A 16,752-nucleotide genomic window follows, 5' to 3' on the forward strand; every position below is an offset into this window, starting at 1 on the left:
TTCCGGCCGCCGTTGCCGGAAACCTTTTTTCATTGTCGCTTATAAAAATCATAAGTGATTATGAAACATAAAGTCAAACCACATGCCCAATATCGCCGCGGCCCATTATCGGTCTTCTGGCAAAAAGCTAACCAGACACGAACTTCATCCACTCGCGATGCAATCCTAACCGGTCGGATCGATAATCGGTTCCTCTCTTTTATCTTTGCACGCGCGCGTCGCTCTGGTAACGTGCGGTGTTCAACAACACTGACCCTGTCAAGGAGCATCGTCTCGGCATGAAACGACTGAAACGAAAGACCAAGATCATTGCCACCCTCGGACCAAGCTGTTACCAGGAGCAGCATATCGCCGACCTGATCGAGGCCGGCATGGATGTCGCACGGATCAATCTGTCACACGGCAACCAGGAAAGTCACCGCCACTTTGTCGACACCGTCAAACGCGCCAGAGAACGGTTGGGCACCTGGACGGCCATCCTGTTCGATACCCGGGGGCCGGAGATTAGAGTCGGCGAGCTTGGGGACGGAGTACAGCTCAGCGAAGACGACCTGGTCGTTTTTTCTCACGAAGTATCGAAACCAGGAGAAATTCCTGTTAGCTATGAAGGACTCTACGAGGATGTGCTACCCGGGGGGACCATCCTGCTCGACGACGGTAAGCTGCAGGTACGGGTCGAGCGAGTCGAAGCCGCCCGGGTGGTCGCCCGGGTTCTGGTCGGCGGCCTGTTGCTCTCCCGAAAAAGGGTCAGCCTGCCCGATATCGCTGTCAACCTGCCGTCGATCACCGAGCAGGATCGGCTGGACATCATCGACGGCGTCAGGCAGGACGTGGATCTGATCGCCGTCTCTTTCGTCCGCCGCGCCGACGATGTCCGGGCCGTGCGTGACGTGATCAGGGAGGCCGGCGGCCACCAGGCGGTGATCGCAAAAATCGAAAACCGTCAAGGAGTCGAAAACCTGCCGGAAATACTTGAGGAGGCCGACGGACTGATGGTCGCCCGCGGCGATCTCGGTGTGGAGATGCCGGCCGAAGAGGTTCCGGTTATCCAAAAACGGATCATCAGGGAAGCCAACAAAGCCGGAAAACCGGTCATCACGGCCACCCAGATGCTAGAATCTATGATCGCCAGCCCGACCCCGACCCGGGCCGAGGCCAGCGATGTGACCAACGCTATCTTCGACGGCACCGACGCGGTGATGTTGTCCGGAGAAACGGCAGTCGGCAGATATCCTCGCGAGGCCGTCCGCTTTCTGGCGCGCAACGCGCAGATCAGTGAAGCGGCTCTGGATTACGAAGCGATTCTCGCCGACGGTCTACGCCACCGCCGACCGGTGATCACCGATGCCATCTCCTATGCCTCCTGCGCCACCGCGGCCGACCTGTCCGCCGCGGCCATCATCACCGCCACCACCTCGGGCTCAACGGCACTTCGGGTGGCCCGCTATCGTCCGCAGACCCCGATTCTGGCCATCAGCCCGGAACCAACCAGCCTGCGCAAACTGCAATTGGTCCGGGGCGTGGTACCGCTGCCCTGCGCACGAGCGGATTCGATGGACGGTCAGATCAGCTTGGTCATACAGGCGGCAATCGACTCCGGGCTGGTAAAAAGCTGCGACCTGGTCATCATCACCGCCGGTTTCCCGTTGCACACCAGCGGTTCTACCAATATGCTGAAGGTCCATCACATCGAGGCCGACCGCTGCCCGAGCAAGTGACCCGCCATGCTTCGCATTAACGAGACCATCGCCATTCCGCTCAGCGAAATAGCCATCAGCCAAATCCGTTCATCCGGACCCGGCGGCCAGAACGTCAACAAAGTGGCCAACGGCGTGCATCTGCGCTTCAATATCAACGCTTCATCACTGCCGGAGTCCTGCAAACGACGACTGTTGGCCCGCAGCGATCGACGCATCAGCAGTGACGGGACCATTGTCATCAAGGCTCAGAGCTTCAGAAGCACGGAAAAAAACCGCGAAGACGCCCTACAGCGACTGCAGATGCTGATCGGTGCGGCGTTGCGACGGGAAAAGAAACGAGTGCCGACCTCCCCCGGCAAAGCGGCACGGCAAAAACGACTGGCCGGCAAACTTCATCGCGGCCGGCAAAAAACCCTGCGCCGCAAGATCGGTACGGAAGAATAGGCCAGTCTCATGCTGACCAGGACATTTTGCCATATCGAGGGCATCGGCCACGCCACGGAACGGAGTCTCTGGGACCGCGGCATCAGGAGCTGGGATGAATTGCTCAGCGTTTCAACACTCGTTCCGCGGGTCGGCGCCGGCATCATCACTCAAACGCTTACAGCATCGTTCGCCGCATTGGCCGCCGATCCGTTGTTTTTCACCAGCAGGCTGGCCGGGGGTGAGGTCTGGCGGATTTTTCCGCACTTCCGCAGCCGGTGCGCCTATCTCGATATAGAGACCACCGGCCTGTCCGAGACCTGCGATATCACCACCATCGCCCTCTATGACGGAGAGACTGTCCGGACCTATATCAATGGTCGCAATCTCGATGAATTCCCCGCCGATCTCGACCGATATGCGGTCCTGGTCACCTATAACGGCCGCTGTTTTGACATTCCGATGATCGAGCGTTATTTCCGGATCAAAGTCAGCCAGGCACAGATCGACTTGCGCTACATCCTCGCTCGTCTCGGCTGTCGCGGTGGCTTGAAGGGCTGCGAGAGACAGCTGGGCATCAACCGTGGCGCCCTCGATGGCGTCGACGGGGCCTTCGCCGTCACGTTATGGCGGGAATACGAACGGTACGACAACCAGGCCGCTCTGGAGACCTTGCTCGCCTACAATATCGAAGACACGGTCAACCTGGAGCGACTCATGGTGGAAGTATACAACCGTTTTGTCGAGATGACGCCGTTTCCGGAAGAGGGGCGACTCCCCTTTCCGCCCTCGCCGCTCATCCCGTATCAGCCGGATCTTCACATCATGGACCGGCTCCGGAGACGATACCGCTGATCAGTCGGTCTAGAGATCGACTTCCAACCCTTCCCGGGCAAAAAAGACTTCCATGTCACCATAGGCCCCGGGCCGGCAATAGGTTTCGGCCAACGCGTCAAGCTGGTCGTCGGTGCGGTCAGGGTCATGATGAAACAGGGCCAGTCGCTTTACCCCGGCCCGCCCGGCGGCCGCCAGGGCCTGTTCGTAGGTTGAATGTCCCCAGCCGATTTTGCCGGCATATTCCTGCTCGGTATACTGAGCGTCATGGATCAGCAGATCGGCACCGGCAAAAAACTGCTCGACGATACGGTTCTGCTCTTCGGCAACCAGTTGCCCTTCGCAGGCCATCGCCTCATCGTAATCGGGATGCACCGGGTCGGTGATAAACAGATTGCGAAACGGCTCGGTATCATAGCAGGTACACAATACCTTGCCCCGGTATTCAAAACGGTAGCCGAGGGCCAGAATCGGATGATTGAGGATCTTGGTGGTCAGGACCAGCCCGTCGCCGAGATCCATGCCCGGATCCTCCCGCAACCGAATGTATTCAATAGAGGAAGCCAGTTCACCGACGTTGACCGGGAAATAGCGATACTTCATCTGCCCGCCGACCACGTCCTGCAACGGGTCGTCCTCGAAACTGACCGGACCGTGAACCCGAAGTTTGGTACCCGGAATGTAGATCGGCGTAAAATACGGAAAGCCCATGATGTGATCCCAATGGGTGTGAGAGAGGTAGAGATCGATATCGAGCGGACCCTGGGGCAGATCGTGCTTCATCAGGTAATTGCCAAGCTCGCGGATACCGGTGCCGGCATCGATAACGATAATTCTCCCGCTGTCGCCGACCCGCAATTCGAGGCAGGCGCTGTTGCCACCGTACTTGACGGTCTGCGGGCCGGGACAGGGAATGGACCCTCTGACCCCCCAAAATCTCAATTTCATCCGCTGCCCTCTTTAGTCGACAATCATATCTGCAGGAAAATCTGAGCTTTTTCTATCTCGGTTTCGATATCTGCCCGGATCGTGACGAATTCCTGCCAGTTCAGGCCGGTCAGTTCGAGCAGGTGTTCCAACGCCCGCTCGGACGGATAGAGATCCCCGGCGTACCCGATGTCGTAGATGTTTGAATAGATATTGCCCAGCGCAATGAAGGCGGTCTGCCGACGGGCTCCTTCCCCGGCCAGCTGCGGGTCGTGGTGAAAGCCGATGCATTGCAACAACGCCTCGTTCAACTTCCACTTCTCGGCTATCATCAGGCCGACTTCCTGGTGATCGATGCCAAGCACTTCGCGTTCCACATCGATCAGCGGCACCTGCTCATCGCCGGCCAGCCGGATCACTTCGGCATACTCGTCGCCAAACGGAATTTTGCCGAGATCGTGGAGCAGGCCACCAATAAAGAATTCTTCCCGCTCCATCACCGGGATATCCTTGGCCTGGGCCAACAGTTTGGCGCTAACGCCGACGCTGATCGAGTGCGCCCAGAATTTGCTGACCGGCAACACCCTGGATTTCTTTACTCCCGACACGGTCTTGATGATCGCCGTCGACAGTGCCATATTTTTCACGGTATTCAGGCCGAGCATGGTAATGGCCCGGGTCAGTGATGTCACCTTGTTTACCAGCGAATAGTAGGCAGAGTTGATCAGCTTCAAGACCTGTCCGGTCAACACCGGGTCGAGAGAGATCACCTTGTTCAGCTCGTTCGGGGACGCATCGACTCGGCTGCAGATCTCCATGACCTTGCCGACGGTGGTCGACAGACTCGGCATCCGGGTAATGAATTTTTCGATCTGTTTGCGATGGGTTCCCGAATCTGGCGGCATCACCACTTCACCTTTTCGAATTTATTCTTCTGAATCAACATTTTACAGATCACAAAGGTAATTGTATCCAAAGAACCATCACAGGTCAAGCCCGGTGGAGACCGGTCAATGATTTTCACGGAAGCAGCAATTACAACAAGACAATCGAAGAAGCGAAGTGCAACCAGGAGGGATCAGTGCCCTATCGCCGTATCGGCATTCGGAAAACTGAGCAGCAGCCAGAGGTAAACGGCCAAGAGCACGGCAACCCAGATGACCATGTGCCCCGTCGGTCGGGTCACCGATGCTCGACCTCCGGGGTAGTGCAGGTGTGCCAGATATTCGAGCAAACCATGAATCCTCGCCAGGAACCACCCCCGAAAATCGCGGTCAATCTGCCAAATTCGAGAGAATCCAGCGCCAATGATGCGCGGAAACAGTCGCCGGTACAACCATTCGGCATCGAGATTGACGGAGTGGAGTTCGGGAGGATACAGTTTTTGCAAGTTCAGCCAGACAAATGCCAACGCGGAGAAGAACAGCAATTGTGTCTGGGTCAGTACATGGGTAGCATCATAGGGGTTATAACCTGTATCAAACGGCAGGAGTTGATACAGCCAGTGCGGATAGACGCCGATAGCAATGCACAGGACGGCCGCAATGGTCATCGCGGTCAGCATGTTCGCCGGTGGTTCAGTGGTGCGAATGCCCGAATCGTGAGAAAAAAAAGCAAAATATGGAATTTTGATGCCGGCATGATGAAAGACACCGGCCGACGCAAAGAGCAACATCAACCATACCCAATCGTATCCTTCCTCCAGCGCTGCCGCCATGACCATCGATTTGCTGACAAATCCACTGAACAAGGGGAAAGCTGATATTGATGCCGCACCGACGATACACAGTGCAGCGGTCTTCGGCATACTCTTGTACAGTCCACCGAGGTCGGAGCCATTGATCCGGCCGGTCATATGCAGTACCGCACCCATCGACATGAACAGCAATCCCTTGAAAATAATATCGTTGAACGCGTGAGATACCGCACCATTGATAGACAAGGCAGTACCGATACCGATACCGCAGATCATAAAACCGACCTGGTTGATCAGGCTGTAGGCCAAAACGCGCCGCAGATCATTCTCAATAACAGCAAAAAAAATCGGGAAACAGGTCATCGCCGCCCCGATAAAGACCAAAAGTTCTGTCCCGGGAAAACTGCGAGCCAGCGCATATACCGCTACTTTTGTAGTAAAGGCGCTGAGGAAGACGGTGCCGGTCGGCGTTGCTTCAGGGTACGCATCGGTGAGCCAGTTATGTAACAGCGGGAAACATGCCTTGATGCCGAACGCAAGAAAGATGAGCCAGCCACCGCTCCCTTCCAGGCCAATATAATCGAAAGCAAGCGAACCGGTTGCCGAAGCATGAACCAGCAGTCCGGCAAGCAAGATCACTCCGGATAGAACCTGGATAATCAGGTAACGAAGTCCGGCCAGGTAAGAACGTTGCGTTCGACGTGCCCAGATAAGAAAAACCGACGAAACTGCCAGCAATTCCCAACAGACGAACAGCGTGAGCAGATCACCCGCAAAAACGGCTCCGAGCGCAGCGGCGGCATAGACGAGCGCCGCCACCTGCTGCACGGTATCCTTGACGTGAAGAGCAAAGATGACGCCAATCAATGCGGCGATATGAAAAACATAGCCAAATATCAGGCTGAGCTTGTCCACCCGGTAGGGAACGAGGTCATAGCCGAGAAACGAGACGCTGACGGTGATGCCCTCCGGAACCTGCAGAAGATGCCAGCCACTGGCCAGAATCACGCCGAGGGTGACGATTCCACGCAGCCAGCCACGAGTAAACAAGGCCAGTACCGCTCCAATCAACAATGGTGCGAAGGCAGGAATTTCAGTGCTCCACATGATCGCCTCCGTCCGTCGTGGCCACGTTCAATTCCTCTCGATCATAATAGTCTTCGTCACGCATTAAAAATGTCCGCATCCATTTGGCAATCAACACCAATACCACGCAACCGACAAAACCGTAGACGGCATAGAACCCGACCAACCGTTCCCAGGGATGGACCAGGTGCCGCTGAATAACAAAATCAAGAATGAAGAGCAGAGCGCAGCAGCAATAGAGCACATAGAGGACGCGCCGGACATTCTTCGGATCATCGAACATATGCTTTTTTTCTGCCATATCCGTCTTCCGCGCCTATGAGAGAATTGCCAGGGCCAACTCATAGAGCGGCCCGGTAAAGAAAAAGAGCACGATGCAGCCTGCTGCAGTAACACTGAGCGCTACCAGTGACGGTAACGGTGCTTCCTTGATACCGGTCGGCCGCTCAACGTCATCGTTCGGGTAAAACGCACGTATTGGGATCGGCAGCAAATAAGCGATGTTGAGCAGTGAGCTGATCATCAACACGGCCATGATCACACCTTGTCCCGCATCAAGCGCACCGATCATCAGGAACCACTTACCCCATGTGCCGCCGGTTGGCGGCAGACCGATAATGCTGAGACTGCCGATAAAAAAGGCAATCATCGTAATTGGCATCTGCCGGCCCAAACCGCGCATTTGGCTGATCTCAGTCTTGTGCGCCGCCACCATAATCGCACCGGCACAGAAAAACAGGGTGATTTTACCGAAAGCGTGCATCGCGATATGCATGGCGCCACCGACCACACCGGCACTGGTGGCAAGCAGAGCGCCAATGGTGATATAGCTGAGTTGGCTCACCGTTGAATAAGCGAGCCGCGCTTTCAAATTATCCTGACGCATAGCAACGATCGAAGCAAGCAACACCGTAACCGCAGCCAGGTAGAGCAGATAGTCCGTCGTTGGTAATTGTCGCAGTGTATCGAGGCCAAACACATAGACGCAAATCTTGAGCACCGAGAAGACTCCGGCCTTGACGACGGCAACGGCATGCAGCAAGGCACTCACCGGAGTCGGAGCCACCATGGCGGCCGGTAACCAGCGATGAAACGGCATGATGGCCGCCTTGCCGATACCGAAAATGTACAACGGCAGCAGGACGGCGGCCGCGCCGAGCGTTGACGAATCGAACAGGCCGCCATCGCGAAAATCCAGCGATCCGGTAACAAACCAGGTGCCGATAATGGCCAACAACAAAAAGAGAATGGAGGTCGTCAGCAGGACACCAAGGTAAACCCGCCCGCCAAGTTTTGCCTTGATGGTCCCGGAATGGGTGACCAACGGGTAGGTCGACAGCGTCAGGATTTCGTAAAATATGAATAGAGTTAAAAGGTTTGCGGAAAAAGCTATACCCATGACCGACGAGATGGCCACGGCAAAACAGGCAAAAAAACGAGTCTGTTTTTCCTCTTTATGACCGCGCATATAGCCAATCGAATAAACGGTCGTAACCAACCACAGATACCCCGCGACCAGCGCAAACAGCATGCCGAGCGGTTCAATGGCAAAAGCGATAGTGAGTCCGGAAAACAGTTCCGGTCCCTGATAGGCGATTAGGCCGCCATCAGCGACAATTTGATAGAGACCGGTGACCAGGTTAATCAGGATCAGACCGGCCATGATCGACACCAACTCACGAATATTCGCCCACCGCCCGGTCAAAATAATCCCAAAAACGGCGAGAGCCGGGATCAATATGGCCGATAACAGCATCTGTTCCGGTGCCAGGTTCATCAGGGAGCCGCTCCGAACAAGCCAAACAATGATTGCGCCGCCAGTTTGCTGACCCCAACGGTAAGACTGGTATCAAGACCAAAATAGATATTGGCGATAACCAAGATCCAAACCGGAACCAGCTGACTCAGTGGGGCTTCACGAACCTCGGAGAGATGAATACGCGCCGGAGTGAAATAAACCCACTCAATGATGCGCCAGACATAAATCAGGGCAAGCAACGAACTGATCAACACGAGCACGGTAACCAGCCACCACCCTTTTTCGAGAAGAGCCAGCACCAGATACCATTTGCTGACGAAACCGACCGTAAGCGGCACTCCCACCAGACTCAGGCCACCGATAACGATGGCGGCCATGGTCCATGGCATTTTCCTGCCCAGGCCGGCCATATGGTTGAGCTGTGAGCTGTTGATTCGGTAGACAACACTGCCGATTGCCAAAAACAGAGCCCCTTTCATCAGCGCATGGTTGAACATGTGCAGCAGGGTCGCCGCCAGACCCAATTGGGTGCCGATGGCCAAACCGAGAATCATGTAACCGATTTGGGCAACACTTGAATAAGCAAAGAGACGCTTGATATTGAGTTGATAGATGGCGGAAACAGACGCTGCAAAAATGCCGACAAGGCCGAGAACCAGAAAGATCTCTTGTAGTGGCAGAACCGATTCAACGTATTCGATACCAAAAACGGTAAATACGTAGCGGATCAGGACATAGACGGCAACTTTGGTTGCCGTAGCGGCGAGAAAAGCAGTCGCAATCGATGGCGCAAAGGCATAGGCATTAGGCAACCAGAGATGTAGCGGAAACAGGGCCAGCTTCAAACAGACACCAACAATAAAAAAACCAAAGGCGCTCAACACGGTTCGCGAATGATTGACCTCCGGTAACCGTTCTGCCAGGTCGTTCATATTCAACGTACCGGTCATCATGTACATCAGGCCGACACCGATAATAATGAAGGTCGCCCCGATGGTGCCCATGATCAGATACTGGTAGGATGCGGTCAAGGCCCGTCGATCCGTGCCCAGTGCTATCAAAGTGTAGGAAGACAGTGATGAAATCTCCAGAAACACAAACACATTGAAGGCATCACCGGTCGCCAGGATACCGAGCAACCCGGTCAGGCAGAGCAAATAGGCAGTGTAGAAATAGGTCTGGCGATTCTGCGGCAATTCTCTTCGGATGCTGCTCTGCGCGGCAATCAGTACAACGGTGCTCATCGACGAAACGAGCAGCAACAAATAACTGTTCAAATAGTCTATGCGGTACTCGATCCCCCACGGCGCAGCCCAGCCGCCAAGCGCGTAGACCAGCGTTCCATGAACCATTACCTGCTGCAGCAGACCACAGCTCACCAGAAAAGCGAGGCTGCTGACCAGCAAAGCAAACAGACCGGCAAGACGCGGCACCGGAAACAACAGGCAAAGCGGCGCGCCGATCAGGGGTATGATAACCTGCAGAACGGGATAATGAGTGATCACTCGTCTAAACTCTTCACGCTAAACGCATTGTTTTTCATGAAACCGTAGGCCTCTAGCTGACACTCTATCTGGTCCTGAGCATTCAGCGTCTGGATCTCGTGTTCTTCAATCGAACCGTAGGCCTCCTGAATTCGAACCACCAGTGCCAATCCCACGGCCGTGGTAGAAATACCGACAACGATTGCCGTCAGGATTAAGACGTGCGGCAACGGATTGGAATAGAGGTGCCACTTGTCATCGAGAATCGGCGCTGTTCCACCGACGACCTTGCCCATACTGATGTAGAGGAAGAACACCGCGGTCTGAAAGATAGACAGCCCGATCAATTTCTTGATCAGGTTTTCGTGGGCGATGACGATAAAAAACCCGATCGCCATCAGTACCACCACAATCCAGTAATTGTATAGCCCGATGATATTCATTGTTCGATATACTTATGCTTGACGGTACGCCAGGTGAACTTGAAGAACAGAGTTATCATAACCGTCGCCACGGTGATCCCCACCCCCAATTCAACCAAGAGGATCCCCAGATGCTGCCCGTGCACCGGGTCATGACGCAATACGTTGTAATCAAGAAAGTTGCCGCCAAGCAGCATGCAGGCCACCCCGACACCGGCGTACAAAAGCACTCCGACCGCCGTCAACTTCTGGAGCAGAGAACTCTTGAATACCAGCCGGGCAGTACTCAGACCAAACAACATCGTATACAGAATGATTCCGGCGGCGAAAATGACGCCGGCCTGGAAGCCGCCACCCGGCCCGTAGTCTCCATGAAACTGGACATAAAGTGCGAAGAGCAAGATCAGAGGCAGCATCATTTTGGCGACGATGCGCAAAATGATCTGTTGCTGCATATCGGCGGGGACACGTTTTTGCTGCTGATCCTTGGTCTCGCGAGATACTCGGAGCAATGACATGACGCCGATGCCGGCAGTAAAGATAACGAGCGTCTCGCCCAGCGTATCATAGCCGCGATAGCTCGCCAAAATCGACGTGACAATGTTCGGTACCCCGACTTCGGCCATGGAGTCGTTGATGTAACGCGGTGCAACATGTTGGTGGATCGGGGCATCGGCAGAGCCGAAGTGAGGCATATCCAACGTCCCGTAAATCAGCAGCAGCGCCGTCGCGCCGACAACGCCTAGTGCCAGCATCGGCTTATATTTGGTCTTGCCTTCGTATCGCTTGACCATTTTCAACGAAGCGAGCATCAACAGCGTTGAAATGCCGGCACCAACCGACGCCTCGGTAAAGGCGACATCAACGGCATCCAGATCGAGGAAAAAACCTGCGGACATCAAGCTGTAAATACCAGACAGCATAACCACTGCAAACAGGTCGTTCATCCTGGTTATCGCCAAAGCCGTCATGGCCAGGAAACTGAGCAATACAATGTCGATTACTGTTGTGATGGCCTTTCTCCTTCCGGTACCCCATCTTTCTCCGCGTCATCGGACTCCAGTGGCTTCAGACCACTCTTCAATGACGCTTTGGCCATGGCATGGCTCGCCGTCGTCCCAGCGAGCAGGGAAAACATCAAAATCAACAGCAACTTCGCAAAAACCAGCCCCCACCCAGCCTGAAACATCAAGCCGACCAGGATCAGGCTGGCGCCAAGCGTATCGGTCAAACTGGCGGCATGAATTCTGGTAAAAAAATCGGGAAAGCGCAACAGCCCAATTCCGCCGGTCAGGCAGAAAAAACTCCCCGACACCAAACATACCCAGGAAATAATATCAAAGAGGACTTCCATCAGCTTTCCTCATCCATGGGCCTCTTGGAGGAATACTCGAAGAACCTCAAGACAGCGATAATACTTATAAAGTTTATCAATGCGTAGACGATGGCGATGTCCAGGAAGTCGGGACGACCACCAAGAAAGCCGAGAATCGCAATCAGCAACACTGTCTTGGTACCAAAATTATTGACTGCCAGAATCCGGTCATACAACGTTGGGCCCAGGAAAGCACGAACCAATGCCAGCCCCATGACCACAAGCAGGATCAATGCCGTCAACTCGTACATTATCTCTCCACCAAACAGACCCGACGATCCATCTCGCCGGTTTGCAGTCCTGCGGCCGAATCACGGGTCAGGGCATGCACCGTTATCTGATCGCCTTCCAGATCGACACTGACTGTTCCCGGAGTCAAGGTAATCGAATTAGCAAAGATAACCTTACCGAGATCCGTCTTCTGATGGGCGGTGACCTTGATCAACCGTGGACTGATCGTCTCCGCACCACCCCAGACGTTAGCGGCAACCGCGATGTTCGAGACGACGACTTCCTTGATCAGCCAGAGCCAGTATCCGGGGATGGAGAAAGTGAGATTGAGCGGTTGCGACTCACCGTCGACGACATCGAGACGACGACAGAGCATCGCTACGAAGACAACGGAAACAACCATGAAGAACAGCATCAACGGGGTATAGTGACCGGAATTGATCAACCAGAATACGGAGAGAAGTGTCGATAAAGCAAGTACGTATCTCATTCAAGCCAAAAAGAGTTGAAGGTGAGCCGATATCTGCTATTACACTGTGATATTGAACTATTATCCCATCGCCTGAGTGGTTCAACACATCGTTACGTACCATTTTGGCCAATATCGTGTCAATAACAACCGGTAGCGATTTGTCGATTTTCGGTTGTCCGATCTTAACGGGATGCGGGCCTCAGATCGTTACAACAGGTTTTGCACACCGTCGCTGCAGCGACGGTATCCCTATCAGCAACCGTGCTTGACGAGGAAATCGCGCACCATTTCGGTCATGCTCTCGGTTCGCGAACGACCGGTCTCTGCAACGAGGAGCCAAGAACAGCGCTGCCAGGCCCGGAACAGATCATCAGGGACCACGATTCTGAGCTCGCGCATTGCCTCTTCACCGCTATCACCCGACGACAAAAGCTCTTCATTGTGATCACCTGTCATTCGCGGTACCCCGGTGGCGCTGATGAAACGCAACAGCCTGGTGATACGTGATGCCCTGTCCTCCGAAAATATCGAGAGCGCTGCCGATGCTGGCATCAAGGCGACCGCCGCCAACCCGGAAGATAGTTTCCAAGTCGTCGAGATCTCGAATCCCTCCGGCATACGTGGTCACAATCGGGCTGTGTTTCCCGAGAATGCCGATCAATTCCGTCTCGACACCCTGGCACTTGCCTTCGACATCAGCCGCGTGAACCAGAAATTCGGCACAGTAGCCGGCCAATTCGGCCAGGGCTGAGGCGTCGATACGCACCTCGGTAAAACGCTGCCAGCGGTCGGTAACGACGAAATAGTCGGCACCCAGTCGGCGGCAGCTCAGGTCCAGCACCAAGCGGTCCCTGCCGACCTCGGCCAGCAAACGATCCAAACGATGCTGATCGAGCCGGCCGTCATGGAAGACCCAGGAGGTGACGATCACATGGGACGCCCCGCGTGACAACCACGACACCGCATTTTCCGCGGTAATACCACCGCCGATCTGCATGCCGCCGGGCCAGGCGGCCAGCGCCTCGCCGGCCGCCGTTTCATTGCCGGAGCCGAGCATGATAATATGCCCACCCTGCAGATCGTCCCGGCGATAGAGGTTGGCGTACCATGCCGGCGGCTGCGTCGCGACAAAATTGGTCTGCAATCGGTCCGGTTCATCGTCGCTCAAAGTCGAGCCGACGATCTGTTTGACAGCACCATCATGCAAATCGATGCAGGGTCGAAATCTCATTGCTCCCCCTTAACGAAAAAAAGCGGGTCGCCCCGACCGGGACCACCCGCTTTCTGATCTTTTCTACCGCCCGGCCGGGCGGTACAATCGGTCAGCCTACGCCTTTTTGATCAACATGGTGGATGGATCGAGTGTCAGCGTCGTGCCGGGTTCGACCTGGCAATAGGCGCACTTGAGAATGTCCAGATGGATGTGATCGCCGTGCGGCTTGATGACCAGCACCACCTCGAACAGATCGTCGATCGCATGGCAGGGGGCCGGAACACCGTCCGCGGAAACGCGCTCATCCTCACGATGGCACACTGCCGAAAACCAGATAACGGCAATGCCGAGATCGGCCATCAGCACCTTCAAGTCCTCCATCGCCTGGCGGCCGTTGCCGTCGAAATCGTAGCCGTCGATGATCAGGCAGTCGGGCTGAAAGATCTCCTGCTGAATCAGGTCTTTCAATCGCTCCTCCAGCATCGGCCGGCTGAACACGTTCTCTTTGAACGTCATGATCATTCGCCGCCGGGCCACCTCGGTCCGCGCTTCTTCGGACAACCCCTCGACCATCAGCGACAGGATCTCGTCATACCGGTCACGGGTCTTCTCGATCGACTCGCCGATGGACACGTGCAGGACCCGATTGCCCCGCAGCATCGAATCCAGAGCAATCTGTACGAGAATTGCCGTCTTGCCGAGGCCGGCCCTGGCCATGACCAAGCCGAGGCTCTGCCTGCCCTCTTCCGCTTTATTGTCCAGCCCCAACACCCGCAGCGGATTGCTGGTGATCAGATCTTCTCTATCCATGGCGCTCAACTCCTCTCTGTTAACAACGGGACGAACCTGTCGCCGACTCTTCACTCAGTGAACGAAGCGGCGTGACACAAGTCAACACCACGTTTCAATTATTTTTCTTTTCCTGCTCGTATTTCTTGATCAACTCTTCGCCGACGCTTTTCGGCACCTGCTTGAAGGTGGCAAACTCCATGGTAAACTCTGCCTTGCCCTGGGTTAGAGAACGCAAGATCGTGGAATAACCGAACATCTCGGAGAGCGGCACCTCTGCCTCGACCACCGTGTAGTTGCCTTCTTCAACGGTACCGATAATCATGCCGCGCCGCTGGTTGAGACTGCCCATCACCGCACCCTGGAACTCGGTCGGCCCTTCCACGGCGACCTTCATGATCGGCTCCATGATCACCGGATGGGCCTTGCGATACGCTTCCTTGAACGCCCCGATAGCGGCCAGTTGGAAGGCAACGTCCGAGGAGTCCACCGAGTGCGAGGCACCATCGTTGATGACCGCCCGAACCCCGGTAATGGCGGCGCCGCAGAGGATGCCTTTTTCCATGCTTTTCTGAAACCCCTTGTCGCAGGACGGGATATATTCGCGGGGAATGGTACCGCCGACGATGGAGTCGACGAACTCGTAGTCGCCTTCTTCCAGCGGTTCGAGATAGCCGGCCACCCGCCCGTACTGGCCCGAGCCGCCGGTCTGCTTCTTATGGGTGTAGTCGAAATCGGCGCGGGCGGTGATGGTTTCGCGATAGGCGACCTGCGGTGCCCCGGCGGTGACCTCGGCCTTGTATTCGCGCTTCATCCGCTCGATATAGACGTCGAGGTGCAACTCGCCCATGCCGGATATAATAGTTTCTCCGGTCTCATGATCGACAAAGGTCCGAAAGGTCGGGTCTTCCTTGGTGAACCGGTTGAGCGCCTTGGACATATTGGTCTGTGCCTTGTTGTCCACCGGAATAATGGCCAACGAGATGACCGGTTCGGGGATATGCATGGAACTCATGGAGGCATCTATCCCTTCTACGGTAAAGGTGTCGCCGGAGGCGCAATCGACGCCGAACAGGGCGACGATATCGCCGGGACCGCAGCCGTCAATCTCCTCCATTTCATCAGCGTGCATCCGCACCAATCGACCGATCTTGACCTTTTTACCGGTCCGACTGTTATAGACGGTATCACCTTTATTCAAGTTGCCCTGATACGTCCGAACGTAGGTCAACTGACCATACCGCCCGTCTTCGAGTTTAAAGGCGAGCATGATCAGCGGGTCGTCCGGGCTGTTGGTCACCGCAAATTCTTCCTCGTTCTTGCGCAGGTCAAGGGCGAAGTTCTGGACATCGGTCGGGCAGGGCAGATAGGCGTCCACCGCGTCGAGCAATGGCTGGATGCCTTTGTTCTTGTAGGCGGAACCGATAAACACCGGGGTAAATTCAAGCGACAGCGTCCCTTTGCGGACCGCGTCGTAAACCAGCTGGGTGTCGATCTCTCCCCCTTCCAGCAGAGCCTCCATCAATTCCTCGGAGTACATCGACAATTCCTCGAGCAACTCCTGGTGACGCTCCTGCGCCTCGGCCTGCATCTCAACCGGAATCACGGATTCACGAATCTGCTCACCACTCTTTCCCTCAAAATAGAGCGCTTTCATGGTGATCAGGTCGACAATGCCGGAAAACTCAGCCTCAAGACCGATCGGCAACTGCATCAACCGCGCGTTGAGATCAAGTTTGTCGCGTAATTGTCCGGCCACCCGCTCGGGGTTGGCCCCGGTGCGGTCGCACTTATTGACAAAAGCGATCCGCGGCACCCGGTATCTGCTCATCTGCCGGTTCACGGTAATCGACTGGGACTGGACCCCACCGACCGAGCAGAGCACCAGGATGGCCCCATCGAGCACGCGCAACGCCCGCTCCACCTCGATGGTAAAATCGACATGACCGGGGGTGTCGATAATATTGATCTCAATATCCTTCCACGAAGCGTAGGTGGCGGCGGACTGGATGGTTATGCCACGCTCCTTCTCTAGCTCCATGGAGTCCATCTTGGCACCGACGCCGTCTTTCCCGCGAACCTCGTGGATGGCATGAATCCTGTTGGTATAAAACAGAATCCGCTCGGTCAGGGTGGTTTTTCCCGAATCAATATGGGCGCTGATACCGATATTGCGAACCTTCGATAAATCTCTAGCCATGGTTATTATCCTCTACCATTTACCTGCACACCGACGTAAAAAGCATTTCTCCCGTCGCCTTGCCGGGAGAAAAGAAAAAAAAGAAAGGAGTTACAGACGCTGCAACCCCTTGCAATGCTCAGTCAAAATTCCCGCTTGAAT

General features: G+C 55.3%; 18 protein-coding genes. 3 read left to right on the forward strand and 15 right to left on the reverse strand.

Annotation, left to right across the window (positions count from 1 at the left end; genetic code table 11):
* The first annotated feature begins 278 nt into the window (after positions 1-278).
* From pyk to BUC26_RS03580, 3 genes are read left to right on the forward strand one after another with little or no spacing between them, the layout of a single operon-like run.
* The gene (gene pyk / locus BUC26_RS03570; protein ID WP_073373470.1) at positions 279-1,718 is read left to right on the forward strand and encodes a pyruvate kinase; all 1,440 of its coding nucleotides are present in this window, start codon (positions 279-281) and stop codon (positions 1,716-1,718) included.
* A 6-nt stretch (positions 1,719-1,724) separates the two neighbouring features.
* Positions 1,725-2,144, forward strand: coding sequence for an alternative ribosome rescue aminoacyl-tRNA hydrolase ArfB (gene arfB / locus BUC26_RS03575; RefSeq protein WP_073373471.1), 420 nt, complete (start codon positions 1,725-1,727; stop codon positions 2,142-2,144).
* 9 nt (positions 2,145-2,153) lie between these two features.
* Positions 2,154-2,978, forward strand: coding sequence for a ribonuclease H-like domain-containing protein (locus BUC26_RS03580; protein ID WP_073373472.1), 825 nt, complete (start codon positions 2,154-2,156; stop codon positions 2,976-2,978).
* Positions 2,979-2,987: 9 nt separating this feature from the next.
* On the opposite strand, the gene BUC26_RS03585 is transcribed toward BUC26_RS03580, so the two are convergent.
* The 15 genes from BUC26_RS03585 to fusA all read right to left on the reverse strand — a co-directional run bounded on the left by BUC26_RS03585 (position 2,988) and on the right by fusA (position 16,611).
* A complete protein-coding gene (locus tag BUC26_RS03585; protein WP_073373473.1) occupies positions 2,988-3,905 on the reverse strand; it encodes an MBL fold metallo-hydrolase in 918 nt (305 codons plus the stop codon).
* A gap of 23 nt (positions 3,906-3,928) precedes the next feature.
* The gene (locus BUC26_RS03590) at positions 3,929-4,789 is read right to left on the reverse strand and encodes an HDOD domain-containing protein (RefSeq protein ID WP_073373474.1); all 861 of its coding nucleotides are present in this window, start codon (positions 4,787-4,789) and stop codon (positions 3,929-3,931) included.
* A 173-nt stretch (positions 4,790-4,962) separates the two neighbouring features.
* Complete coding sequence (locus tag BUC26_RS03595; protein WP_073373475.1) at positions 4,963-6,687, reverse strand: Na(+)/H(+) antiporter subunit D; 1,725 nt, start codon at positions 6,685-6,687, stop codon at positions 4,963-4,965.
* Positions 6,674-6,967 (reverse strand): hypothetical protein, encoded by a 294-nt coding sequence (locus tag BUC26_RS03600; RefSeq protein WP_073373476.1) that lies wholly within the window; start codon positions 6,965-6,967, stop codon positions 6,674-6,676. The genes BUC26_RS03595 and BUC26_RS03600 overlap by 14 nt, the downstream gene beginning before the upstream one ends.
* Before the next feature lie 15 nt (positions 6,968-6,982).
* Positions 6,983-8,443, reverse strand: a complete 1,461-nt coding sequence (locus BUC26_RS03605; protein WP_073373477.1) for a monovalent cation/H+ antiporter subunit D family protein — start codon at positions 8,441-8,443, stop codon at positions 6,983-6,985.
* Positions 8,443-9,930 (reverse strand): monovalent cation/H+ antiporter subunit D family protein, encoded by a 1,488-nt coding sequence (locus tag BUC26_RS03610; protein WP_073373478.1) that lies wholly within the window; start codon positions 9,928-9,930, stop codon positions 8,443-8,445. Before BUC26_RS03610 ends, BUC26_RS03605 begins: the two co-directional genes overlap by 1 nt.
* On the reverse strand, positions 9,927-10,352 hold the full coding sequence (locus BUC26_RS03615; protein WP_084540426.1) for a cation:proton antiporter subunit C: 426 nt from the start codon (positions 10,350-10,352) through the stop codon (positions 9,927-9,929). The genes BUC26_RS03610 and BUC26_RS03615 overlap by 4 nt, the downstream gene beginning before the upstream one ends.
* Positions 10,349-11,302, reverse strand: a complete 954-nt coding sequence (locus BUC26_RS03620; RefSeq protein WP_208609716.1) for a Na(+)/H(+) antiporter subunit B — start codon at positions 11,300-11,302, stop codon at positions 10,349-10,351. Before BUC26_RS03620 ends, BUC26_RS03615 begins: the two co-directional genes overlap by 4 nt.
* Positions 11,303-11,331: 29 nt before the next feature.
* Positions 11,332-11,685, reverse strand: a complete 354-nt coding sequence (gene mnhG / locus BUC26_RS03625; RefSeq protein ID WP_073373480.1) for a monovalent cation/H(+) antiporter subunit G — start codon at positions 11,683-11,685, stop codon at positions 11,332-11,334.
* Positions 11,685-11,957, reverse strand: a complete 273-nt coding sequence (locus BUC26_RS03630; RefSeq protein WP_073373481.1) for an MrpF/PhaF family protein — start codon at positions 11,955-11,957, stop codon at positions 11,685-11,687. Before BUC26_RS03630 ends, mnhG begins: the two co-directional genes overlap by 1 nt.
* Positions 11,957-12,427, reverse strand: a complete 471-nt coding sequence (locus BUC26_RS03635; protein ID WP_073373482.1) for a Na+/H+ antiporter subunit E — start codon at positions 12,425-12,427, stop codon at positions 11,957-11,959. The genes BUC26_RS03630 and BUC26_RS03635 overlap by 1 nt, the downstream gene beginning before the upstream one ends.
* 234 nt (positions 12,428-12,661) lie before the next feature.
* On the reverse strand, positions 12,662-12,808 hold the full coding sequence (locus tag BUC26_RS23720) for a hypothetical protein (protein WP_167369254.1): 147 nt from the start codon (positions 12,806-12,808) through the stop codon (positions 12,662-12,664).
* A gap of 46 nt (positions 12,809-12,854) precedes the next feature.
* A complete protein-coding gene (hisA, locus tag BUC26_RS03645; RefSeq protein WP_073373484.1) occupies positions 12,855-13,640 on the reverse strand; it encodes a phosphoribosylformimino-5-aminoimidazole carboxamide ribotide isomerase in 786 nt (261 codons plus the stop codon).
* A 96-nt stretch (positions 13,641-13,736) separates the two neighbouring features.
* Positions 13,737-14,432: an AAA family ATPase gene (locus tag BUC26_RS03650; protein WP_073373485.1), complete on the reverse strand. Its 696-nt coding sequence runs from the start codon at positions 14,430-14,432 to the stop codon at positions 13,737-13,739.
* A gap of 94 nt (positions 14,433-14,526) precedes the next feature.
* The gene (fusA, locus tag BUC26_RS03655; protein WP_073373486.1) at positions 14,527-16,611 is read right to left on the reverse strand and encodes an elongation factor G; all 2,085 of its coding nucleotides are present in this window, start codon (positions 16,609-16,611) and stop codon (positions 14,527-14,529) included.
* Positions 16,612-16,752: the final 141 nt, after the last annotated feature.

This window comes from Desulfofustis glycolicus DSM 9705 (assembly GCF_900130015.1).
GTDB classification, from domain to species: Bacteria; Desulfobacterota; Desulfobulbia; order Desulfobulbales; family Desulfocapsaceae; genus Desulfofustis; species Desulfofustis glycolicus.

Excerpts from the sequence above, each read along its gene's own strand:
- BUC26_RS03590 (WP_073373474.1), bottom strand. The coding sequence starts at position 4,789 with ATGCCGCCAGATTCGGGAACCCATCGCAAACAGATCGAAAAATTCATT.
- BUC26_RS03595 (WP_073373475.1), bottom strand. The coding sequence starts at position 6,687 with ATGTGGAGCACTGAAATTCCTGCCTTCGCACCATTGTTGATTGGAGCG.
- BUC26_RS03580 (WP_073373472.1), top strand. The coding sequence starts at position 2,154 with ATGCTGACCAGGACATTTTGCCATATCGAGGGCATCGGCCACGCCACG.
- fusA (WP_073373486.1), bottom strand. The coding sequence starts at position 16,611 with ATGGCTAGAGATTTATCGAAGGTTCGCAATATCGGTATCAGCGCCCAT.
- BUC26_RS03630 (WP_073373481.1), bottom strand. The coding sequence starts at position 11,957 with ATGTACGAGTTGACGGCATTGATCCTGCTTGTGGTCATGGGGCTGGCA.
- pyk (WP_073373470.1), top strand. The coding sequence starts at position 279 with ATGAAACGACTGAAACGAAAGACCAAGATCATTGCCACCCTCGGACCA.
- BUC26_RS03620 (WP_208609716.1), bottom strand. The coding sequence starts at position 11,302 with ATGACGGCTTTGGCGATAACCAGGATGAACGACCTGTTTGCAGTGGTT.
- BUC26_RS03600 (WP_073373476.1), bottom strand. The coding sequence starts at position 6,967 with ATGGCAGAAAAAAAGCATATGTTCGATGATCCGAAGAATGTCCGGCGC.
- BUC26_RS23720 (WP_167369254.1), bottom strand. The coding sequence starts at position 12,808 with ATGCGCGAGCTCAGAATCGTGGTCCCTGATGATCTGTTCCGGGCCTGG.
- hisA (WP_073373484.1), bottom strand. The coding sequence starts at position 13,640 with ATGAGATTTCGACCCTGCATCGATTTGCATGATGGTGCTGTCAAACAG.
- mnhG (WP_073373480.1), bottom strand. The coding sequence starts at position 11,685 with ATGGAAGTCCTCTTTGATATTATTTCCTGGGTATGTTTGGTGTCGGGG.
- BUC26_RS03650 (WP_073373485.1), bottom strand. The coding sequence starts at position 14,432 with ATGGATAGAGAAGATCTGATCACCAGCAATCCGCTGCGGGTGTTGGGG.
- BUC26_RS03605 (WP_073373477.1), bottom strand. The coding sequence starts at position 8,443 with ATGAACCTGGCACCGGAACAGATGCTGTTATCGGCCATATTGATCCCG.
- arfB (WP_073373471.1), top strand. The coding sequence starts at position 1,725 with ATGCTTCGCATTAACGAGACCATCGCCATTCCGCTCAGCGAAATAGCC.
- BUC26_RS03635 (WP_073373482.1), bottom strand. The coding sequence starts at position 12,427 with ATGAGATACGTACTTGCTTTATCGACACTTCTCTCCGTATTCTGGTTG.
- BUC26_RS03585 (WP_073373473.1), bottom strand. The coding sequence starts at position 3,905 with ATGAAATTGAGATTTTGGGGGGTCAGAGGGTCCATTCCCTGTCCCGGC.
- BUC26_RS03615 (WP_084540426.1), bottom strand. The coding sequence starts at position 10,352 with ATGAATATCATCGGGCTATACAATTACTGGATTGTGGTGGTACTGATG.